At 38.3% G+C, this 17854-nt stretch carries 19 protein-coding genes; 15 read left to right on the top strand and 4 right to left on the bottom strand.

Features of this window, described 5'->3' with window-relative positions:
• The first annotated feature begins 62 nt into the window (after positions 1-62).
• The 7 genes from HWQ41_RS24770 to HWQ41_RS24740 all read left to right on the top strand — a co-directional run bounded on the left by HWQ41_RS24770 (position 63) and on the right by HWQ41_RS24740 (position 6783).
• Positions 63-1289, top strand: coding sequence for a hypothetical protein (locus HWQ41_RS24770; RefSeq protein ID WP_292768911.1), 1227 nt, complete (start codon positions 63-65; stop codon positions 1287-1289).
• A 29-nt stretch (positions 1290-1318) separates the two neighbouring features.
• On the top strand, positions 1319-2530 hold the full coding sequence (locus HWQ41_RS24765) for a WD40 repeat domain-containing protein (protein ID WP_292768908.1): 1212 nt from the start codon (positions 1319-1321) through the stop codon (positions 2528-2530).
• Entirely contained in the window at positions 2530-3489 is a 960-nt protein-coding gene (locus tag HWQ41_RS24760) for a HEAT repeat domain-containing protein (protein WP_292768905.1), read from the top strand. Before HWQ41_RS24765 ends, HWQ41_RS24760 begins: the two co-directional genes overlap by 1 nt.
• Before the next feature lie 182 nt (positions 3490-3671).
• Positions 3672-3941, top strand: coding sequence for a hypothetical protein (locus HWQ41_RS24755; protein WP_292768902.1), 270 nt, complete (start codon positions 3672-3674; stop codon positions 3939-3941).
• A complete protein-coding gene (locus tag HWQ41_RS24750) occupies positions 3934-4077 on the top strand; it encodes a hypothetical protein (protein ID WP_292768900.1) in 144 nt (47 codons plus the stop codon). The genes HWQ41_RS24755 and HWQ41_RS24750 overlap by 8 nt, the downstream gene beginning before the upstream one ends.
• A gap of 216 nt (positions 4078-4293) precedes the next feature.
• Positions 4294-5550, top strand: a complete 1257-nt coding sequence (locus HWQ41_RS24745; RefSeq protein ID WP_292768897.1) for a hypothetical protein — start codon at positions 4294-4296, stop codon at positions 5548-5550.
• 15 nt (positions 5551-5565) lie between these two features.
• A complete protein-coding gene (locus tag HWQ41_RS24740) occupies positions 5566-6783 on the top strand; it encodes an STM4014 family protein (RefSeq protein ID WP_292768894.1) in 1218 nt (405 codons plus the stop codon).
• Here the strand turns inward: HWQ41_RS24740 and HWQ41_RS24735 are convergent.
• Positions 6762-7148 (bottom strand): four helix bundle protein, encoded by a 387-nt coding sequence (locus tag HWQ41_RS24735; RefSeq protein ID WP_094342908.1) that lies wholly within the window; start codon positions 7146-7148, stop codon positions 6762-6764. The genes HWQ41_RS24740 and HWQ41_RS24735 overlap by 22 nt on opposite strands.
• A gap of 139 nt (positions 7149-7287) precedes the next feature.
• Between HWQ41_RS24735 and HWQ41_RS24730 the strand changes: the two genes are divergently transcribed.
• The 6 genes from HWQ41_RS24730 (at position 7288) to HWQ41_RS24705 (ending at position 13150) form a co-directional block, all read left to right on the top strand.
• The gene (locus tag HWQ41_RS24730) at positions 7288-8079 is read left to right on the top strand and encodes an STM4013/SEN3800 family hydrolase (protein WP_292768888.1); all 792 of its coding nucleotides are present in this window, start codon (positions 7288-7290) and stop codon (positions 8077-8079) included.
• A 51-nt stretch (positions 8080-8130) separates the two neighbouring features.
• A complete protein-coding gene (locus HWQ41_RS24725; RefSeq protein ID WP_292768886.1) occupies positions 8131-9474 on the top strand; it encodes an STM4012 family radical SAM protein in 1344 nt (447 codons plus the stop codon).
• A gap of 81 nt (positions 9475-9555) precedes the next feature.
• On the top strand, positions 9556-10761 hold the full coding sequence (locus HWQ41_RS24720; RefSeq protein ID WP_292768883.1) for a HEAT repeat domain-containing protein: 1206 nt from the start codon (positions 9556-9558) through the stop codon (positions 10759-10761).
• Between the two features lie 18 nt (positions 10762-10779).
• A complete protein-coding gene (locus HWQ41_RS24715; RefSeq protein WP_292768880.1) occupies positions 10780-10911 on the top strand; it encodes a hypothetical protein in 132 nt (43 codons plus the stop codon).
• Positions 10912-10992: 81 nt separating this feature from the next.
• Complete coding sequence (locus HWQ41_RS24710; protein WP_292768877.1) at positions 10993-12252, top strand: HEAT repeat domain-containing protein; 1260 nt, start codon at positions 10993-10995, stop codon at positions 12250-12252.
• A 22-nt stretch (positions 12253-12274) separates the two neighbouring features.
• Complete coding sequence (locus tag HWQ41_RS24705; RefSeq protein ID WP_292768875.1) at positions 12275-13150, top strand: STM4011 family radical SAM protein; 876 nt, start codon at positions 12275-12277, stop codon at positions 13148-13150.
• Between the two features lie 419 nt (positions 13151-13569).
• Here HWQ41_RS24705 and HWQ41_RS24700 read toward each other — a convergent pair whose 3' ends face one another.
• Complete coding sequence (locus HWQ41_RS24700) at positions 13570-13785, bottom strand: hypothetical protein (protein ID WP_292768871.1); 216 nt, start codon at positions 13783-13785, stop codon at positions 13570-13572.
• Between the two features lie 10 nt (positions 13786-13795).
• Positions 13796-13942: a hypothetical protein gene (locus HWQ41_RS24695; protein WP_292768869.1), complete on the bottom strand. Its 147-nt coding sequence runs from the start codon at positions 13940-13942 to the stop codon at positions 13796-13798.
• 915 nt (positions 13943-14857) lie between these two features.
• Here HWQ41_RS24695 and HWQ41_RS24690 point away from each other — a divergent pair.
• Positions 14858-15067 carry a molybdopterin-binding protein gene (locus HWQ41_RS24690; protein WP_292768867.1) on the top strand — a complete coding sequence of 70 codons (210 nt, stop codon included), beginning with the start codon at positions 14858-14860 and terminating at the stop codon, positions 15065-15067.
• A 507-nt stretch (positions 15068-15574) separates the two neighbouring features.
• Positions 15575-16348, top strand: coding sequence for a HesA/MoeB/ThiF family protein (locus HWQ41_RS24685; RefSeq protein ID WP_292768865.1), 774 nt, complete (start codon positions 15575-15577; stop codon positions 16346-16348).
• A 135-nt stretch (positions 16349-16483) separates the two neighbouring features.
• Here the strand turns inward: HWQ41_RS24685 and HWQ41_RS24680 are convergent, their stop codons facing one another.
• Positions 16484-17284: an ABC transporter ATP-binding protein gene (locus HWQ41_RS24680; RefSeq protein ID WP_292768862.1), complete on the bottom strand. Its 801-nt coding sequence runs from the start codon at positions 17282-17284 to the stop codon at positions 16484-16486.
• Positions 17285-17854 lie beyond the last annotated feature (570 nt).

The raw sequence follows: 17854 nt of genomic DNA, 5'->3' as shown, positions 1-17854 counted from the left end.
ATTCGTCAAAAGCTAAAATTGGTGAATGTAACAATGAAGAACATTATACAAGATAACCTAAGATGAATAACAATCAAAACCAACCCGGAGAATTTGACGCAGTACTTGGTGGAGAACAGCAGAATCAAAACTACGCTGTAGTTTTAGGAGGACTTGAAGGAGTTCAAAATCGTCTAAATAGCGAAGATGATGAAGTCAGAATTGCGGCGCTTGAAGATGCGTTTAAATATGGTGATGCAGGAGTAGATTTAATTATTGAAGCCTTATATGACTCTTCAGAAGAAATACATGATTGTACTATTGGTTTACTACGTAAAGCTGGTATTAAAGGCAAACAGGCATTACTAGATTATGATCCTTGGTTAGTTTTAACAACATTTCAAGATTGGAGAATAAATTATCATGTCAGTATTGATGACCCGATAGGTAGAGCATATTGTGTAAATAGTAAATATGAATTATTGCGTTTGTTTAGAGACCCAAAAGCTAAGTATATAGAGGCAATAAAATTACAAGATAAATACAAGGAAAAAATTTCTAAAACAGCTTTTAAATATTTTACTGACACTCTTGTTAAGGTTCGTGAATTACTTCCAAATTTAAAAGCATTATTAATTGGAGATAACTGCGATATTTTGACTTTAAGATATAGAGAATCAAAGATTAACGTAACTAGTATTCATCCTCTAGTCAAAGCCTATCCTAATTTAGAATTACTTCATATTCGGGGTCGAATGCTTGAAGAAGATATTCTTAAGCCTGACCTCATACTACAAGTTCGTAATCCCCAAAATAATTCTATTATTCCCATTAAGCCTTTAAAACATGAGAGTTTAAAAACTCTGATTATTGATGCTGATGGTATATCTGATAGTAATATTGCAAAAGTTTGCAATTTAAATTTGCCATCTCTAGAATACTTTGAACTCTGGCTAAATAGAAGCGATTTAAGCAAGATCAATATTGATAGTTTAGCACCTGTGCTTTCGGGTGAATCGTTCCCTAACTTGGCATACCTAGCGGTGAGAAAATGTGGAAACATGAGTGAAGTTGCTCAGGCTATCGTGAATTCTCCAATTATGAAAAATCTGAAGATACTTGAGTTAACAGATGGAAATATAAGTAATGGAGGTGCTTTGTTAAACTCTCCAGCAATTAATCGCTTACACACTCTCGATGTTTCTGGAAATCGTTTACATACAAATATAATTGAGCGACTTTCTGAGTTGAAATGTCGAGTAATTGCAGATTCCCAGTTTAGCGATCGCTATTACTCAGTCTGGGAATAAAATAATAAAATAATACAATATCATCCAAGATGAACAACAATCCAAATCAACCCAGAGAATTTGACGCTGTACTTGGCGGTGAAGTGCCACCACCAGTTAACGGTGTAGTTTTAGGAGGACTTGAGGGGGTAAAAAGTCGGTTAAACAGTTCAGTGGTTGAGGCGCAAATTAATGCGCTTTCCGAAGCGTTGAATTATGGGGATATGGGTTTAGAAACAGTGATTCAATCCCTACAAAATCAGTCAGGACAAGTGAGATTATCGGCTTATAAGATTTTGCGATCGCGCACGGAATTATCATCTGTAAAACAAGCACTGCAAGACTTTAATCCTTATGAATTTTTTCAGTGCGTTCATACATTAAAAGCATATTACCAACAAGTTCATTCTGTAGCTATTAGTCGTGATAACAAAACTTTGGTATGTGGTTCAGGTGATAGCCGCTATAATAGTATCAATTCGCCGAAAGTCTGGAATTTAGAGACAGGACAAGAAAAATTTGATCTGCGGTTTAACCATCATCATACTTCTGATATTAATTGGGTAGCTATTAGTCCTGACGGACAGAAGATGATTAGTGCTGGTGCAGATAAAAATATAATGATTTGGGATATAAATATAGGTAAATATATTGCTAAATTAAGCAAGAATTTAACTATAACTTATGCTCTGGCTATACATCCTAATGGAGAAAGTTTTGTAAGTGCAGATGGAAATGGATGTATCAAAATTTGGCAGTGGAATTGGGGTGAAGAAGTTGCTATTTTAGAAGGGCATCGTCGCTCAATTTATGCTCTTTGTATATCTCCTGATGGCAAGCTTTTAATCAGTGGTGGTGAAGATAGAACTATCAAAATTTGGGATTTAAATTCTAGACGTGAAATTTGGAGTCTTATAGGACATTCCCATTCAATACGGTCTTTATCAATTAGCCCTGATGGGCATTATTTAGTCAGTGGTAGTGACCAGAGAATTAAAATTTGGGATATGCAAACTGGGGAAGAAATTTTTTCTTTTTACGGTCATGCTGGTTGGGTTCGTTCTATCGTATTCAGTCCCGATGGTAAAACTTTTCTGACTGCTGGAGACCAAAATATCAAAGTCTGGGATTTAGCTTCAGGGAAGAAAATTTTCTCATTTAAAGGTCATACAGGAGCTATTCGTTCATTAGCACTAAGTTCTAATGGGCAAATATTAGTGAGTGGTGGTGTAGATAACACAGTCAAAGTATGGAGCTTTTAATGTCAGAAATTATTAATCAACTTTTTCTCAAGCTGGAAAACTGGAAATTCCAACAATTTAATCCTCAAGTTGGTATTACCAACCCTGAAAATCATGCTTATGCGATTCAAATTCAACCAGAACATCGCAGTAAAAACATAAATTTAGAGACTTTTTATAATCTCTTGCAAGACCCTAAATCTAGCAAAATTCAAGCTTTGATTTGTCAAATAGAATATGAAAATTACTGGAACGATAATAATATCTGTTTTGGGATAGTTTTAGAAGCACTTTGCGATGCCTATGAAAAACTGCCTAATCTTCAAGCATTATTTATAGGAGATGCAGAACAACATGAATATCGCAAATCTAAGCTAGCAGTTTTTGATATTCGTCCAATTCTAGAAGCATTTCCTAATTTGCAATTGCTAAAAGTACGTGGGCAATTTTATGAATATCTCTTAGAATGCGAAACTTTAATCCATGAAAATCTCAAAACACTAATTATAGAAACAGCAGATATCGATGAGAGAAATTTCTCTCAAATTTGTGCTTTGCAATTACCAAATCTAGAATGTCTAGAACTCTGGCTTGGTAGACAGCTAGATCATTCAACATTTATTATGGAGCGGTTGACACCAATTTTGTTTGGTGAATCATTTCCAAAATTGGCTTACTTGGGATTACGTAGCAGCGAATTTTCTGACTTCCTTGCAGAGAATATAGTGCAATCACCAATTATTGAACGTCTGTTAGTGCTTGACTTATCAATGGGTAATTTAAGCAATTATGGAGCAGAAGCTTTGTTAAATTGTCCATCGATCAATCAACTTCATACCCTCAACATTTCTAATAATTGCGTATCACAAAGTATGGTTCAACGATTGTTACAGCTTAATTGCCAGGTGATTGCAGACGAACAAGAGGATGAAATGGAAAGAGGATGTGGAGGATCGAGATACTCTGCTTTGCATGAGTAATGTATACATCTTGATTAATTAATACTAAATATAGGCATTGCTGAATATGAAATGCAAAAATCAACTCTTACTCTCTGGGACTCTGCGTGATACAAATTTATATTTATACTTAGTAACATGCGATCGCACCCAACAAACCATCCTAAATTTACACATTCTTTCCAAAACTCAGAAAATCTAAGATGAACAATAATCCAGATAAACCCAGAGAATTTGACGCAGTACTTGGTGGAGAAACACATCCTGCTAGTGGTGTAGTTTTAGGAGGGATTGCAGGAGTTAAGAATCGGTTGAAAAGTGGGATTTTTGAGGTGCAAACTACTGCACTCTCTGATGCCTTAAATTATGGAGACGCAGGTTTAGATTTGGTGATTGATGCCTTGCAAGATGATTCAGATGAGATTCAGCAAATTGCAGTTGAACTATTGCAAGAAACAGAAGGAAATGCATAGCGATTATGCTGATGCAATTGCCGATGCGATCGCACAATCTTCTTTCATAGCTGAATCTCCCATTCTTGCAACACTTGAAGTACTTGATTTATCAATGGGAAACTTGACTGACACAGGTTTGAACGCTTTAATTTAATCTCAAGCAATTATTAATTTACATACCCTCAATATCGCTCACAATTATGTATCAGAAGAATTTATTCAGGAGATTAAACAATCATGGCTAATTGATTGTTTATTGATTTCTCATTCTCAAGAAAAGATATATGAAGGTTGTAGTGCTTCTCGTTACTCTGGGTTATACGAATGAAAAATTTTACAAATCTTTACCTATAAATTAGGATTAACCAAAATGAACAACAATCCAGATAAACCGAGAGAATTTGACGCTGTACTTGGTGGGGAAACGCCACCTCCTGTTAGTGGTGTGGTATTAGGAGGAATTGAAGGCGTAAAAAGTCGGTTGAAAAGCCCTGAAGCTAGAGAAAGAGCATCTGCATTGATTGATGCTTTACGCTATCAAGAAGAAGGTTTTCAATTAGTAATTCAAGCCTTGAAAGACCCTTCAGATAAAGTGCAGCTGTTTGCTGCTCGTCTCCTGCGAGATAAAGGTGGACAAAAGGGTAAACAGGTTTTATTGAGACATAATCCTCAGCAATGTTTTACTATGCTAGAAGATTGGCAATTTGAAACTTTTTATCCAAATATTGGAATCACTTCTGCAATTAGTACAGCTTACAATGTTAACCTCTATCGTGAGGAGCCAAATCCTCGTGGAGGATTTGATATAGTTGAAGATTTTAATTTAGATGCTCTTCAAGTATTCCTCAATGATACCCAAGTCAGTGAAGTTGAAGCTTTAGCTTGTTGGATGCCTGATGTCAGTTACCTGCAAATATATCACAAAGAGTGTCAGATACTCATAAATATGCTTTGTAAAGCAAGCCAAAGATTGAGAAATTTAAAGGCTTTATTTATTGGCGATCGCCGTCAACATGAATATAAAAAATCTCGTATTTATCTAAGTGATGTGATTTCTATTTTAGAGACTTTTCCAAATTTAGAGGTATTGAAATTACACGGAAATCCTTCTAATACTCTCTTTTCAAAAAAAATCTACTATCCATCTTTAAAAACTTTAATATTAGAAACAGCAGATAACGATGCTCGTGCATTAGCACAAGTATGTACTCTGGAATTGCCATCACTTGAATATCTGGAATTATGGGGAGGACGCTGTAGATACTCACATTTTGATTTTTTTGAGACACTATTTTCAGGTGAATTACTTCGTAATTTATCTTATCTTGGTCTACCAAGCTTTGAAAATACTGACGTGCTTGTAGAAGCCTTAGTACAATCTCCAATTATTGAACGTCTAGCAGTGCTTGATATATCGATGGGAACTTTAACTGATAACGGGGCAGAAAATTTGCTAAATTGTCCAAGTGTAAATTGGCTTCATACACTCAATATTTCTAAAAACTGTATATCACCACAGATAATTCAACAATTGTCTCAACTTGATTGTCGATTAATTGCGGATTCGCAGGAAGAAAACTATCGTCGAGGACAAGCAGCTTCACGTTATTGGGCATTACACGAATAAAGAATATATTAGATAATGCTAAATTTCATCCTCATCGCCAACCCCGAAAACCGCCGTGTCGGTTTCCTCCAACAAGCCCTCGCCCATTTCAACTTACCACCAGCCACCGTAGTAGATTACGCCGACTTAATAGCAGGAAAACAAACTCTCGAACAATTCAATACACCCAACACCATTATCCGCTTTGACTCTCCAGAAAAAAACTTTGATGTTGATAAAGCCATCATTGCAGAAGGGAGTAGGGAGATTTTTTCTACTTCCAATCATCAACGTATCAGTGCAGAAGCAGCGACAAAATTAGAATTTGACAAAGGACTGATCCTCTATCCGCGACAGTGGTACTTAGGCTGGCGGTATCTGTTGCAAAAATGGGAAACATTACTTTCTCCCCTCCTCGCTTGCGGGGAGGGGTTGGGGGTGGGGTACTTCATGAACCATCCCCAAGACATCGCTGTGATGTTTGACAAACCAGCTTGTCACGAAAGATTCAGCCTTCATAATATCCCCGTTCCGCGATCGTTAGGTAAAATCCACAACTATGAACATTTACGCGAACAAATGCAAATGCAGGGAATAGAACGAGTATTCGTCAAACTTTCCCACGGTTCCGCCGCTTCTGGAGTCGTTGCTTACCGCGCAAATTCGCGTTTTGAATCAGCTATTACCACCGTCGAACGAGTGCGAGAAAATGGGCAAACCCTGCTTTACAACTCCCGGAAAATTAGGCACTATACCCATCACGAAGAAGTCGCCGATATCATCAACATCTTAACAGCAGAAGGCGTACAAGTTGAAGAATGGCTACCTAAAGCACATTTGCAAGAATGCGGGTTTGATGTGCGTGTGGTGGTTATCAATGGCGAAGCACAGCATATCGTTGTTCGCCTTGGTAAAAGTCCCATGACAAATTTGCATTTGGGGAATGAACGGGGAGATACAGAGGAATTTTTAGCAAAAGTTGGTGTAGAAAATTGGGAGATAATGAAGCGAACTTGTGAACAAGCAGCAGCGTTATTTCCTAATAGTTTATATTGCGGAGTTGATTTACTGATTTTCCCAGATTGGAAAACTCATGCCATTTTAGAGATTAATGCTTTTGGTGATTTATTACCGGGTATTTTGTGGAATAGAATGGATACTTATACCAGTGAAGTTAAAGCGATTTTGGAAAGGGACAAGGGGGACAAGGAGGACAAGGGGGACAAGGGAGATTATTCACCGATAATCCATTGATTTGGATTGTTAATCATGTTGACTAAGCCTTTAAGGACTTGATTGTAGGTTTTATATAGTTCTCTACCTTGCTCAATATCTATGTAAGAGCATTTAACAGCAAATTTAATCCATACTTGAGTTTCAGCTGCTTCGGCTTCACAATCACTCAGCTTCGCTATAAAAGCAGCTTTATATCTTCGTTTTCTCCAAGCTTCTGCTAAATTAGCGCAAACAGAACGAGATGAGCGACGAATCTGGTCTGTTAAAGAATATTTTTCTTCTTGAGGAAATTTTTTTGACATCTCAAAAATTTTCATTGCTGTTTCAAATGCCAACTGAAATACCACCAAATCTTCATGACTATAAAATGACTTTTTATTCACAAATCAAACATCCTTTACTGTCTCCTCCTATATTTCCCCATTTTTTTCTTAATTTCACTCTCACCCTTATCTTCCTTGTCTCCCTTGTCTTCCTTGTCTCCCTTGTCTCCCCTTTCCCTCTTCGCTGATTATGTTCAATATGAATCAAATCGTCGGAACCCACGATATCTTATTTATCACCCTAGATACATTGCGTTATGACGTAGCCAAAAACCTACTCGTACAAGAACGCACTCCAAACTTAGCAAAAGTACTTCCTAAAACAGGCTGGGAAGAACGCCATTCACCCGGAAACTTCACTTATGCTTCTCATCATGCATTTTTTGCAGGCTTTTTACCCACACCTGTAACACCTGGAATTCACCCCCGCCTTTTTGCTTTGGGATTTGAAGGAAGTACCACTACAACTGATACAACTTGTGTGTTAGATAGCTCAAATATTGTTAATGGATTAGCTGCTAAGGGATATCATACAGTTTGCATTGGTGGAGTTGGTTTTTTCAACAAATGCAACCCTTTAGGTAATGTAATTCCCTCAATGTTTGCCGAAAGTTATTGGACTCCAGAATTAGGAGTTACTAACCCAGAATCTACAGAAAATCAGGTAAATCTTGCGCGACAGATTTTAGAAAAAACGCCAAACAATCAACGTATATTTTTATTTATAAATATTTCGGCTCTACATCAACCAAATTATTTCTATCTTCCCGATGCAAAAGATAAAATCGATACCATTGAATCTCACGCCGCAGCTTTGGAATACGTCGATCGCCAATTAGCCAAACTCTGGAATATTATACGACAAAGGCATTCTACTTTTTGCATTCTCTGTTCCGACCACGGGACAACTTATGGTGAAGATGGTTACACTGGACATCGACTTAGCCATCCTGTGGTTTGGACTGTTCCCTATGCAGAGTTTATTTTATGAAAACTCACGCAGAGGTGGAGAGGCGCAGAGTTCTAAATTCTTTTAAATCTTATGCTGACAATCCAAAATCTCAAATCGAAAATTGCCCAGTCTCCTTATCAAGCATACGTTTATTCTTACCCCCACAAAACAGCTTACCGTCCCCTCACTCCAGCTGTGTATCTCCCAGAACTTTGGGCGCAGCAAGATAGACAAGCGCTATTTCTCTACATACACATACCATTTTGTGAAATGCGTTGTGGGTTCTGCAACCTGTTTACCACAGTCAGCCACAATGAAGATTTTATGAGTCAATATGTCCGCACGTTACAGCGACAGGCGCAACGGATGAAAGCGGTGTTGGGTGATGCGTCATTTGCTAGGTTCGCTATTGGTGGCGGAACTCCCACCCAATTACCCATTCAGCACCTCGAAACTATTCTCAATATTGCTGAAAGTACGATGGGTGCAAAGTTACAGGAAATTCCCATTTCTGTGGAAGTTTCGCCAGAAACCGCAACTGAGGACAAGTTAAAGCTGTTGCGATCGCACGCCGTCGATCGTGTTAGCATTGGTGTCCAAAGTTTCATCGATTCGGAAGTTTTAGCAACCCAGCGCCGTCAATCTACTACCCAAGTAGAAGCAACGCTGACAAGGATAAAAGAGATGGGATTTCCCACGCTTAATATTGATCTGATTTACGGTTTACCCGGTCAAACAGTAAATAGTTGGTTGCAATCAATACAAGCTACCTTGCGTTTTCAACCAGAAGAAATTTATCTATATCCATTGTACGTGCGATCGCTCACAGGTTTGGGACGCACAGAGCAAGAATGGGACGATATTCGTTTAGCTTGTTATCGGGAAGGGCGATCGCTATTATTATCGCAAGGATATACGCAAGTTTCCATGCGGATGTTTCGACGCGTAGAAGTAGGACAAGGTAGCAATCTTTCTCCCTCATCTCCTGTTCACTCCTGCCAAGCCGACGGTATGGTTGGTTTAGGTTGTGGCGCACGTTCCTACACTGATAGTTTGCACTACTCCAATGAGTATGCAGTGGGAGCAAAGGGAATCAGCGAGATTTTACAAGCGTATATTCAAACAGCAGATGAGTCATTTGACTACGCGCACTATGGTTTTCAACTAAATGCTGAAGAACAACGTCGGCGGTATATTTTGTTATCTTTGCTTTCCGACGAAGGATTGAATTGTGCTAGTTATCGTCAGCAATTTCGTAGTGAAGTATACGCTGATTTTCCAGAATTTTCAGAACTTATTGCTTTGAATTTGGCGATAAAAGATGAGGATATTTTACAGTTAACTGAATTTGGCATTGAGCGTTCTGACACTATTGGAGCGTGGTTATTTTCTGAGAAAGTGCAGGAATTAATGGATGGTTACGAGTTGAAATAGTGGGGTTTAAAAAAGATTTGTATAGAAGTAATGAATCACTTTTATACAAAAATTTATATTACATCTACCGTTGGAGAAAATATGACAAACAATCAAAATCAACCCAGAGAATTTGATGCAGTACTCGGAGGAGAAGCACCACCTACGACTGATGCTGTACTAGGTGGTGTTAAGGGAGTTAAAAAACGTTTAGGAAGTCCTTATGCAGAAATACGTCTAGCGGCCCTTCAAGATGCATTGAATTATCAAACAGAAGGGTTAAATTTAGTAATACATTCATTGCATGATTGTTCAAGAAAAGTCCGTCAAGCTGCCTACAATTTATTACACGATAGAATTGAGCCTCAAGTCAAACAAGTTTTGCGGGAATATAAATATTGGGACTTATTTGAGCGAATAAATGAACCCCTAAATGAGGGATATATCTATAATACTTTCAAAAAGTTTTACAATCGACAAGTTGAAATCTATGACCCTAAAATAGGTTTGCAAAATACTGCTAAAAAAGCTTATGTTTTGGATGATGATGTTACTACTTTTTTAAGAGAACCAGAAGTTAATAAAGTAGAAGCCTTGATATTTAGAGGTTACTATGATTTATGGCGTATTTTATCGCCAGAGATTCTAAAAAATATTAAAGCACTTTTTTACGGGCCTTATGACATAGATTACCAGATTTCTTGGACAGCTACTCAGGATATTAGCCTTATTTTAAAAGTCTTTCCTAATCTAGAGATGTTGCTAGTTCGTGGTGGAGATGATTGCCGTGCATACAGTGAACCTTGGGAAAAATTCATTTCTTTACGTCACGAACGTTTGAAAGTGCTAATTGTCGAAACTGGAGGATTAAGTCGTGACAAAATTGCTCAATTTTTCTCTCTCGAACTACCAGCATTAGAACATTTAGAATTATGGCTAGGTACTGATGAATATGGGGGGAACTCTTCTATTGATGATTTAATGCCAATCTTCTCAGGTAATTTATTCCCTAAATTGACTTACTTGGGACTGCGGAACAGTGAATATGCTAATAATATTGCTGCTAGTATCGTTAACTCTTCTGTTATTAATACAATCAAAATTTTAGACCTTTCATTAGGAGATTTAGGAGATGAAGGTGCTGAAGCTTTACTAAATTGTCCTGCTGTTAATCAGCTAGATATTCTTAATATTTCTAATAGCTGTTTAACTGAAGAAATGGTTGAAAGGTTGAAACTGTTAGATGTGGAAGTTATTGCAGATACAGAAAAGGAGCCAGGCGATCGGTATTGTTCTGTTTCTGAATAATCAAACTTACAAATTGCTTTGAATTTGGCGATAAAAGATGAGGATACTTTGCAGTTAACTGAATTTGGAATTGAGCGTTCTGACACTATTGGCGCGTGGTTATTTTCTGATAAAGTTCAGGAATTAATGCAGGATTATGAGTTGAAATAGTCGGGTTTCAAAAAGATTTGTACAGAAGCGATGAATCACGTTTCTACCGATATTTACATTACATCTACCATTGGAGAAAATATGACAAACAATCAAAATCAGCCCGGAGAATTTGATGCAGTACTCGGAGGAGAAGCACCGCCACCAGTACAAGGTGCTGTTTTAGGTGGGATTGAAGGTGTTAAAAGACGCTTGGCAAGTTTTCTAGTAAAAGCCAGAATCGATGCTGTCAATGAAGCATTGAAATATGGTAATGCAGGTTTATATTTAGTAATTGCGGCTTTAAATGATGAATCATCACTAGTGCAACGTTCCGCCTATTTATTACTAAGAGAAAGAACAGAATTACAAGTGCAACAGGCTGTAAAAGCTTATAAAAGCTGGAGATTACCTGAGCGCTTAGAGTGGTATACAGACGATCGTGTTAGTAAATTTGCTAATAAAAAGGTAGAAGATTTTGACCCAGCAATTGGAATTATAGACCCTATGAGCATTGCTTATGCTGTAAGATGTGAAAAATGGGAAGAAGATGGAGAAGTTTTTAGAGAAAAACTGAATATATTAACTCAACATCGCAATGCCAGTAAAATTCAAGCTTTGGTAATTGGTATATGGGATGGATATGGCGATTACGATTCCAGTGTTGTAGTTAATGCTTTAGTTGAGGCTAAAGACAAACTGAAAAATTTGAAGGCTATATTTATTGGTGATATAGAATATTCTGAATACATGATTTCTACTATAGAGCAAAGTGATATCAGTCCTTTATTAAAAGCTTATCATCAGTTAGAAATCATCCAAATACGTGGAGGGCGTGGTTTACAATTCAGTCAGTTAAAACATGAGAATTTAAAAGGGATTATCATTGAAAGTGGGGCCTTAAAGCGGCAAACTATAGCTCAAATTTGTGCTTTAGATTTACCAGCATTACAACATTTAGAATTATGGCTAGGAGGTAGTCGATATGGTGGTAATTCATCTATTGACGACTTAATGCCAATTATTAGCGGTGAATTATTTCCAACTTTAAGTTATTTAGGGCTACGAAATGGTGAATATTCTGATTATATTGCTCGTTCAATAGTCAATATGCCTGCAATTAAATTTATCAATATCCTCGACCTAGCAATGGGAACTCTTTCAGATGAAGGTGCAAAAGCTTTATTGAACTGCTCAGACGTAAACAAACTCGATATTTTGAATGTTACTGAGAATTTTTTATCTGCTGCAATGATTGAGCGTTTATCCCAGTTAGACTGTCAATTAATTTATGGTCAGCAGGGAAAAGAAGGATACGGATACAACTATATAGACGGGCGCTACTGTTCTATTGCTGAATAATCAAATTTAACTAATTATTAATATGCACCTCACTATCCTCTATCGCGGTTCTTTAATTAGTTGTAACTACGGTTGTGAATATTGCCCCTTTGCGAAACGCCAACAAACAGCCGCCGAATTAGCAATCGATAAACAATCTTTAGAACGGTTTGTAGATTGGATTTCCCAACATCCCCAACATCAATTTTCAATTCTGTTTACTCCTTGGGGAGAAGCCCTAATCCATTCTTGGTATCAGCAAGCACTGATAAAATTAACGCAGTTGCCCAATGTTAATAAAGCCGCAATTCAAACTAATCTCTCCTGTCAGCTAGATTGGGTAGAGGAATGTAACAAAGATAAATTGGCGCTTTGGGCAACTTTTCATTCCGAATGGGTGTCACGCGATCGCTTTTTACAAAAATGCCTTAATCTAGACAACAAAAATGTCAAATTTAGCGTTGGAGTTGTCGGTTTTCCCAAGTTTAACGCAGAAATAGCCGCTTTACGTCAGAATTTACCAAACCACGTTTATTTATGGATTAATGCTGTCAAGGCTGAACTTCCTAATTTATCAAAAGAAGACCGAGAATTCTTCCAATCTATTGACCCGTTATATGAATTAAATACTAATCATTATCCTAGCTTTGGGCATTCTTGTCGGGCTGGAAAATCAGTGATTTCTGTTGATGGTGACGGAACAATGTACCGATGTCATTTTATTAAAGGAGCAATTGGTAATATTTATGATTCTGACTGGGAAGCAGCTTTGTCTGAACAACCTTGTAGCAACCAAACTTGTCACTGTCATATTGGTTACGTTCATCTTGAATATTTAGAAATGAATAAGGTGTTTGGTTCTGGTATTTTAGAAAGAGTTCCTGATAATTGGGTTAATCAAAATTGTACTGTAATATAAATATTTATATGCGGCGCTGCCGAGATTTATTCGAGCAGCAAGGGCGCAAGTATGATGTCCGTAAAGCTGAAGAACTGATAAAACAACTCGAACAAAAATAGCAAATGTATACGATCAAAAATTTACAACTCAAAACCAGCAGTTGGCCCAACAAAGTCAGATAAGCTTTGCACCGTGAAAACCTGGGATGGTGAGTTTGCCATTGGATTGCAGCACCTGAAATCATGCGATTATCTACCTTCGGAATGTCAGCAGGTTCAGGAGATTAGTGATGGTACATAGATATTATTTTGATTCCGTTCCGAATACAAAGCTTTCGGAACGGGGTCGTTGTTTAGTGCATGGCGTAGTGTAGCCGCGCTATTGCTTGTGACAGTTGCGTAAGTCCTGTGGCTCTTGCACTCGAATTAGTTTTGTAGTTATGAATAAAATCTTGGGGTCAAAGAAACTCCAGGAGGAAAAGGTTGGGGCTGGATTGCTACCCAGTCAAGAGAAAATAATGAAATTTTACTACTAGGTGGTGGCAGTGGTAAAGTTGGTGAACCACCATTAATAGATTGAGCTTCAGTGTCTGTCAATTCAATTTCTTGAAGATAGATATCTTCAATGACTAGTTTTTTTAAGTTTGGTATCATAAGTTTTTGATCAATTAATATCTGATGATTCTGGTGTTGTGGGCTGTTGTTCGGAGTTAATGAATTCAGTCTGAACTGGTTTTCCTATTGTCTTAGGAGGTTGTGGTCTATCTCCTGTGATCTGTGGTTCTGGTTGTGGGTTATCATTCTCGCTCATGTTGATTTATCTCCTTTGTAGCTTTAATTATTTGGCCGTTTTCAAGATATCTGACTTGGAGTTGATAAATCTTGAAGTTTAGTGAATGCAGTCAGTTTCTATGATGATGATTATGACTTCAAGAGATGTCATTTCAATTCCGTAATTAATAGAAAATTTTGCGCTCACTAAAAGCCGCTACAGTAAATATCTTGCAGAGAGACATCCCAAAGCTTGGCTTTTTGTAGGAGTAAGTGAAGAAGGCAGCTATGCTGAAGGCAGAGGGCAAAAGGTAGCAATATGGTGTGGGCTTTTCTTTCAGAGACACACTTGCGTTCAGATCCACGCCAATTGCAGTCCACCAAAATCTTGATTTGGTGGGGGGCTTAAACCGAACTAAAGGTTGCGAATGACCTTTTTGATTGTGGCTCCTCAAGACAACGAATGGTTTACAGCCCCAGCCAAGATCAAGCCTGGGGTTTTTATATTGATTTTCTCTCAGTAGTGGTAAGCACTACCTCAAAAAAGTAGCCGGAGCTAAAACCGGAGTAGCCGGAAGTAACCTTTTAACGCTAAAGCCGCCGGAGATAAGTCCGATGACCTAACTAAGTCTGAAAACTGGTTATAAAAAATCAACATTCCAGAATCAAGGCGTAGTTTACCGCCGCAGGCATCGCTACTCCAAAGTTAACAAAGAAGTCACTGATGAAGCCAGATTTGTTATAGTTAGTTCAACTAACTATTTTGTAGTACTTTCATTACCAAATAAGTTGGTTTAAAAAGATGTAAGTACCAAATTATTTAGTAAATTATTCCCGTATATTTTCTATATTAATGGATAGTAAAAATTCATATCTTTTCTATCTGTAGCCATACAGATTAATTTAATCAGTTGTTATTATCTATGTGTAAAGAAAAAACAGTAGGAGTCAGAAAATGCAAGTTAGCGCTCGTAATGCTCTCAAAGGAACTGTAAAAAACGTCATTGTTGGCTCTGTAAATACTGAAGTAACGATAGAAGTAGCACCAGGGGTAGAGGTGACTGCAATTATTACCAAATCATCAGCAGAAAATCTCAAACTTACTGAAGGTAAAGAAGTCCACGCCATAGTTAAATCATCAGACGTAATGATTGCCGTAGGCTAAAGTAGTTGTTGAGATTCTATTAAGGGGGGGGCAATCAAACTGCCCCCTGTAAGGTGATCGCGTAGGTAACTCGTTACTACAACTTTCCCATCAATAATATGTAGATAAGCTAAACCAAAGCTATTTAGTCTATTAGCCACATCACCAAATGTCTGCATAGGATTGCGATCGCTCCAGTAGGGCGAGGTAGTATATACGCATGAGTCCTTTGACGCCGCCCAAAAGCTTACCCTTTGATGACTAAGCCCCGCCATGAATGGGAGCAGGCAATTGCAAACTGCTTGAACCACTGTAAGCATCACCTTTTCATCATCTGCCAAGTCACTTGGTCGTCACCAAGAGATAACACTCAAATCCGAATGGCACGCTTGTAAAGCACAAACCCCTAATAGTGCCTGGAATAAATACCAACTTTACAGGTAAAAAATTAGAAAAGTGTATAGACAACTACAATATTTGCTACCAACTAGGTGATAAATTTTACGACTGATAAAGAGGTAAAAAGCGATGAACTTAATACCCAGTGAGTTAGAACGCTATCACCGCCAAATGATGCTTCCCAATTTTGGAGAAGCAGCACAAAAGCGCTTGAAGTCCGCAACGGTTTTGGTTACAGGTGTAGGGGGATTAGGCGGTACATCAGCGCTTTATTTGGCAGTAGCGGGTGTTGGGCGGCTAATCCTAGTTCGGGGTGGTGACTTACGGCTAGATGATATGAATCGTCAGGTTCTGATGACAAATGATTGGGTAGGTAAGCCAAGAGTATTCAAAGCCAGAGAAACTCTGCAAGCTATTAATCCTGATATTCGGGTGGAAGCAGTTCATGATTACGTTACAAAGGAGAACGTAGACTTTTTAGTGCAATCTGCTGATATAGCTGTTGATTGCGCCCACAATTTCACGGAGCGTAACTTGCTCAATGAGGCTTGCGTGCGCTGGCAAAAACCAATGGTGGAAGCTGCAATGAACGGAATGGAAGCTTACCTGACGACGATTATTCCTGGTGTCACTCCTTGTCTATCATGCTTGTTCCCAGAAAAGCCAGATTGGAATCACCGTGGGTTCTCGGTTATCGGTGCTGTTTCTGGAACACTAGCTTGTCTGACAGCATTAGAGGTAATAAAGCTGATTACTAAGTTTAGTCAACCCCTATTGTCACAACTGCTGACAATCGACTTGATGCGAATGGAATTTGCCAAACGACATTCTTATCATGATCCTTCATGTCTGGTGTGTGGTACACTTTCTTGCTGGAAAAATTCGCAAACAATATCTTTATAAACAACCGAATCTACTCGATGAGCCAAGTCTAAATAAAGTCGTTGGCTTGTCCAATAGTAGAATCTGCTTATCTTGTGAACTTATTGATTATTGGCAGCACGAGGAGTAGGAGTAGCTCTAGAATAATTACTTTCGTTATTTATGAGATTGTCGTCTCAAAGGTAAACACAAAGGTGTTCCCACTACTGGGTCTGGCACAATTCGACAAGCTAATCTAAACACCTCCTGCACCATTTCTTCTGTCATTACATCTGCTGGATTTCCATAAGCCATAACAGCACCATCGCGTAAAGCTACTAGGTTATGAGCATAACGACACGCCTGATTCAGGTCATGCAACACCATGACAATTGTTCTTCCCTCAAGTTGATTCAAATCCCAGAGTAATTCCAGTACCTCCACTTGATGAGCTAAATCTAAGAAAGTTGTCGGCTCATCCAATAATAAAATCTGTGTATCTTGTGCTAAAGTCATGGCTATCCAAGCACGTTGCCTCTGTCCACCAGAGAGGGTATCTACGGCTCTATTAGCTAATTCGTTAAGGTCTGTAGTTGTTAATGCTTTGCGGACTTGACATTCATCTTCAGCAGTCCAAGATTGCAGCCAACTTTTTTGATATGGATAACGACCTTGTGCTACCAAATCTCGCACAGTTAATCCTTCTGGTGCAGATGGACCTTGAGGAAGAATACCGAGTTGCTGTGCAACTACGGTTGTTGACTGTCGAAAGATATCAGCACCATTAAGATATACAGTACCAATATGAGGTTTGAGTAATCTAGCCAAACCCCGCAGTAGAGTAGATTTACCGCAGCCATTGGGGCCGACTAGAGCAGTAATTTGTCCTGTGGGAATCAGCAGGTTAAGATCGGATATGATCGGTTTACCGTCGTAAGCGAGGCCCAAATGTTGGGTTTCAAGAACTGTGTTTTCCATAGAGCTTTCTTATTGCAAGGATAATTTGTCTGAAAGTGCGTAGCCGCAAAGCGTGTTCTGCCGACAGATGGCTTTTGAGTTTAACTGTGGAATTATCACATACCAAGACTTTCCGATCCAAAAAGATAATATTACCAATAATATTGGCTAGTTAGTGCTGCACTTGGTAAAGATACTCTGACAAAACACTTGGGACAACTGAACAGCACTTTTCCAGATGATTTTAATTAAAAACGGCTTCAATACTCAGTTTCAGCAGCCCAATAATGACTTGCCCCCGTCAGAGCAGCAAGATTTAGAATGCTATTTTTGAGATTTGTATTAGAAATATATTTGATATTTTACTCACTAAGTTGGTATTATTCAGACTATGTTAACTGACGTACCTGATGTAACAACCCCAATTCGAGGAACACGAATCTTGGGGTTAGATTGTCATAGGGTTTTGGACATAGGGTTTTGGACAGAAATGTTGAATGCTGATACAAAACTTTACATAGATAGTTACACTAACTCTAAAAAGCCTAAATTAGTCAACATATAGCGGTTCTCGGTTGAGTGAGGTACAAG

Source organism: Nostoc sp. NOS(2021), from assembly GCF_017115025.1.
Classification (GTDB): domain Bacteria; phylum Cyanobacteriota; class Cyanobacteriia; order Cyanobacteriales; family Nostocaceae; genus Nostoc.
The sequence above is the reverse complement of the archived record's forward strand: the minus strand, read 5'-3'. Positions and strand labels throughout refer to the sequence as shown.

Coding starts and splice junctions, on each gene's coding strand:
- HWQ41_RS24705 (WP_292768875.1), top strand. CDS start 12,275: ATGCACCTCACTATCCTCTATCGCGGTTCTTTAATTAGTTGTAACTAC.
- HWQ41_RS24740 (WP_292768894.1), top strand. CDS start 5,566: ATGCTAAATTTCATCCTCATCGCCAACCCCGAAAACCGCCGTGTCGGT.
- HWQ41_RS24725 (WP_292768886.1), top strand. CDS start 8,131: ATGCTGACAATCCAAAATCTCAAATCGAAAATTGCCCAGTCTCCTTAT.
- HWQ41_RS24755 (WP_292768902.1), top strand. CDS start 3,672: ATGAACAATAATCCAGATAAACCCAGAGAATTTGACGCAGTACTTGGT.
- HWQ41_RS24760 (WP_292768905.1), top strand. CDS start 2,530: ATGTCAGAAATTATTAATCAACTTTTTCTCAAGCTGGAAAACTGGAAA.
- HWQ41_RS24690 (WP_292768867.1), top strand. CDS start 14,858: ATGCAAGTTAGCGCTCGTAATGCTCTCAAAGGAACTGTAAAAAACGTC.
- HWQ41_RS24720 (WP_292768883.1), top strand. CDS start 9,556: ATGACAAACAATCAAAATCAACCCAGAGAATTTGATGCAGTACTCGGA.
- HWQ41_RS24770 (WP_292768911.1), top strand. CDS start 63: ATGAATAACAATCAAAACCAACCCGGAGAATTTGACGCAGTACTTGGT.
- HWQ41_RS24765 (WP_292768908.1), top strand. CDS start 1,319: ATGAACAACAATCCAAATCAACCCAGAGAATTTGACGCTGTACTTGGC.
- HWQ41_RS24745 (WP_292768897.1), top strand. CDS start 4,294: ATGAACAACAATCCAGATAAACCGAGAGAATTTGACGCTGTACTTGGT.
- HWQ41_RS24685 (WP_292768865.1), top strand. CDS start 15,575: ATGAACTTAATACCCAGTGAGTTAGAACGCTATCACCGCCAAATGATG.
- HWQ41_RS24710 (WP_292768877.1), top strand. CDS start 10,993: ATGACAAACAATCAAAATCAGCCCGGAGAATTTGATGCAGTACTCGGA.
- HWQ41_RS24750 (WP_292768900.1), top strand. CDS start 3,934: ATGCATAGCGATTATGCTGATGCAATTGCCGATGCGATCGCACAATCT.
- HWQ41_RS24695 (WP_292768869.1), bottom strand. CDS start 13,942: ATGAGCGAGAATGATAACCCACAACCAGAACCACAGATCACAGGAGAT.
- HWQ41_RS24730 (WP_292768888.1), top strand. CDS start 7,288: ATGAATCAAATCGTCGGAACCCACGATATCTTATTTATCACCCTAGAT.
- HWQ41_RS24680 (WP_292768862.1), bottom strand. CDS start 17,284: ATGGAAAACACAGTTCTTGAAACCCAACATTTGGGCCTCGCTTACGAC.
- HWQ41_RS24700 (WP_292768871.1), bottom strand. CDS start 13,785: ATGATACCAAACTTAAAAAAACTAGTCATTGAAGATATCTATCTTCAA.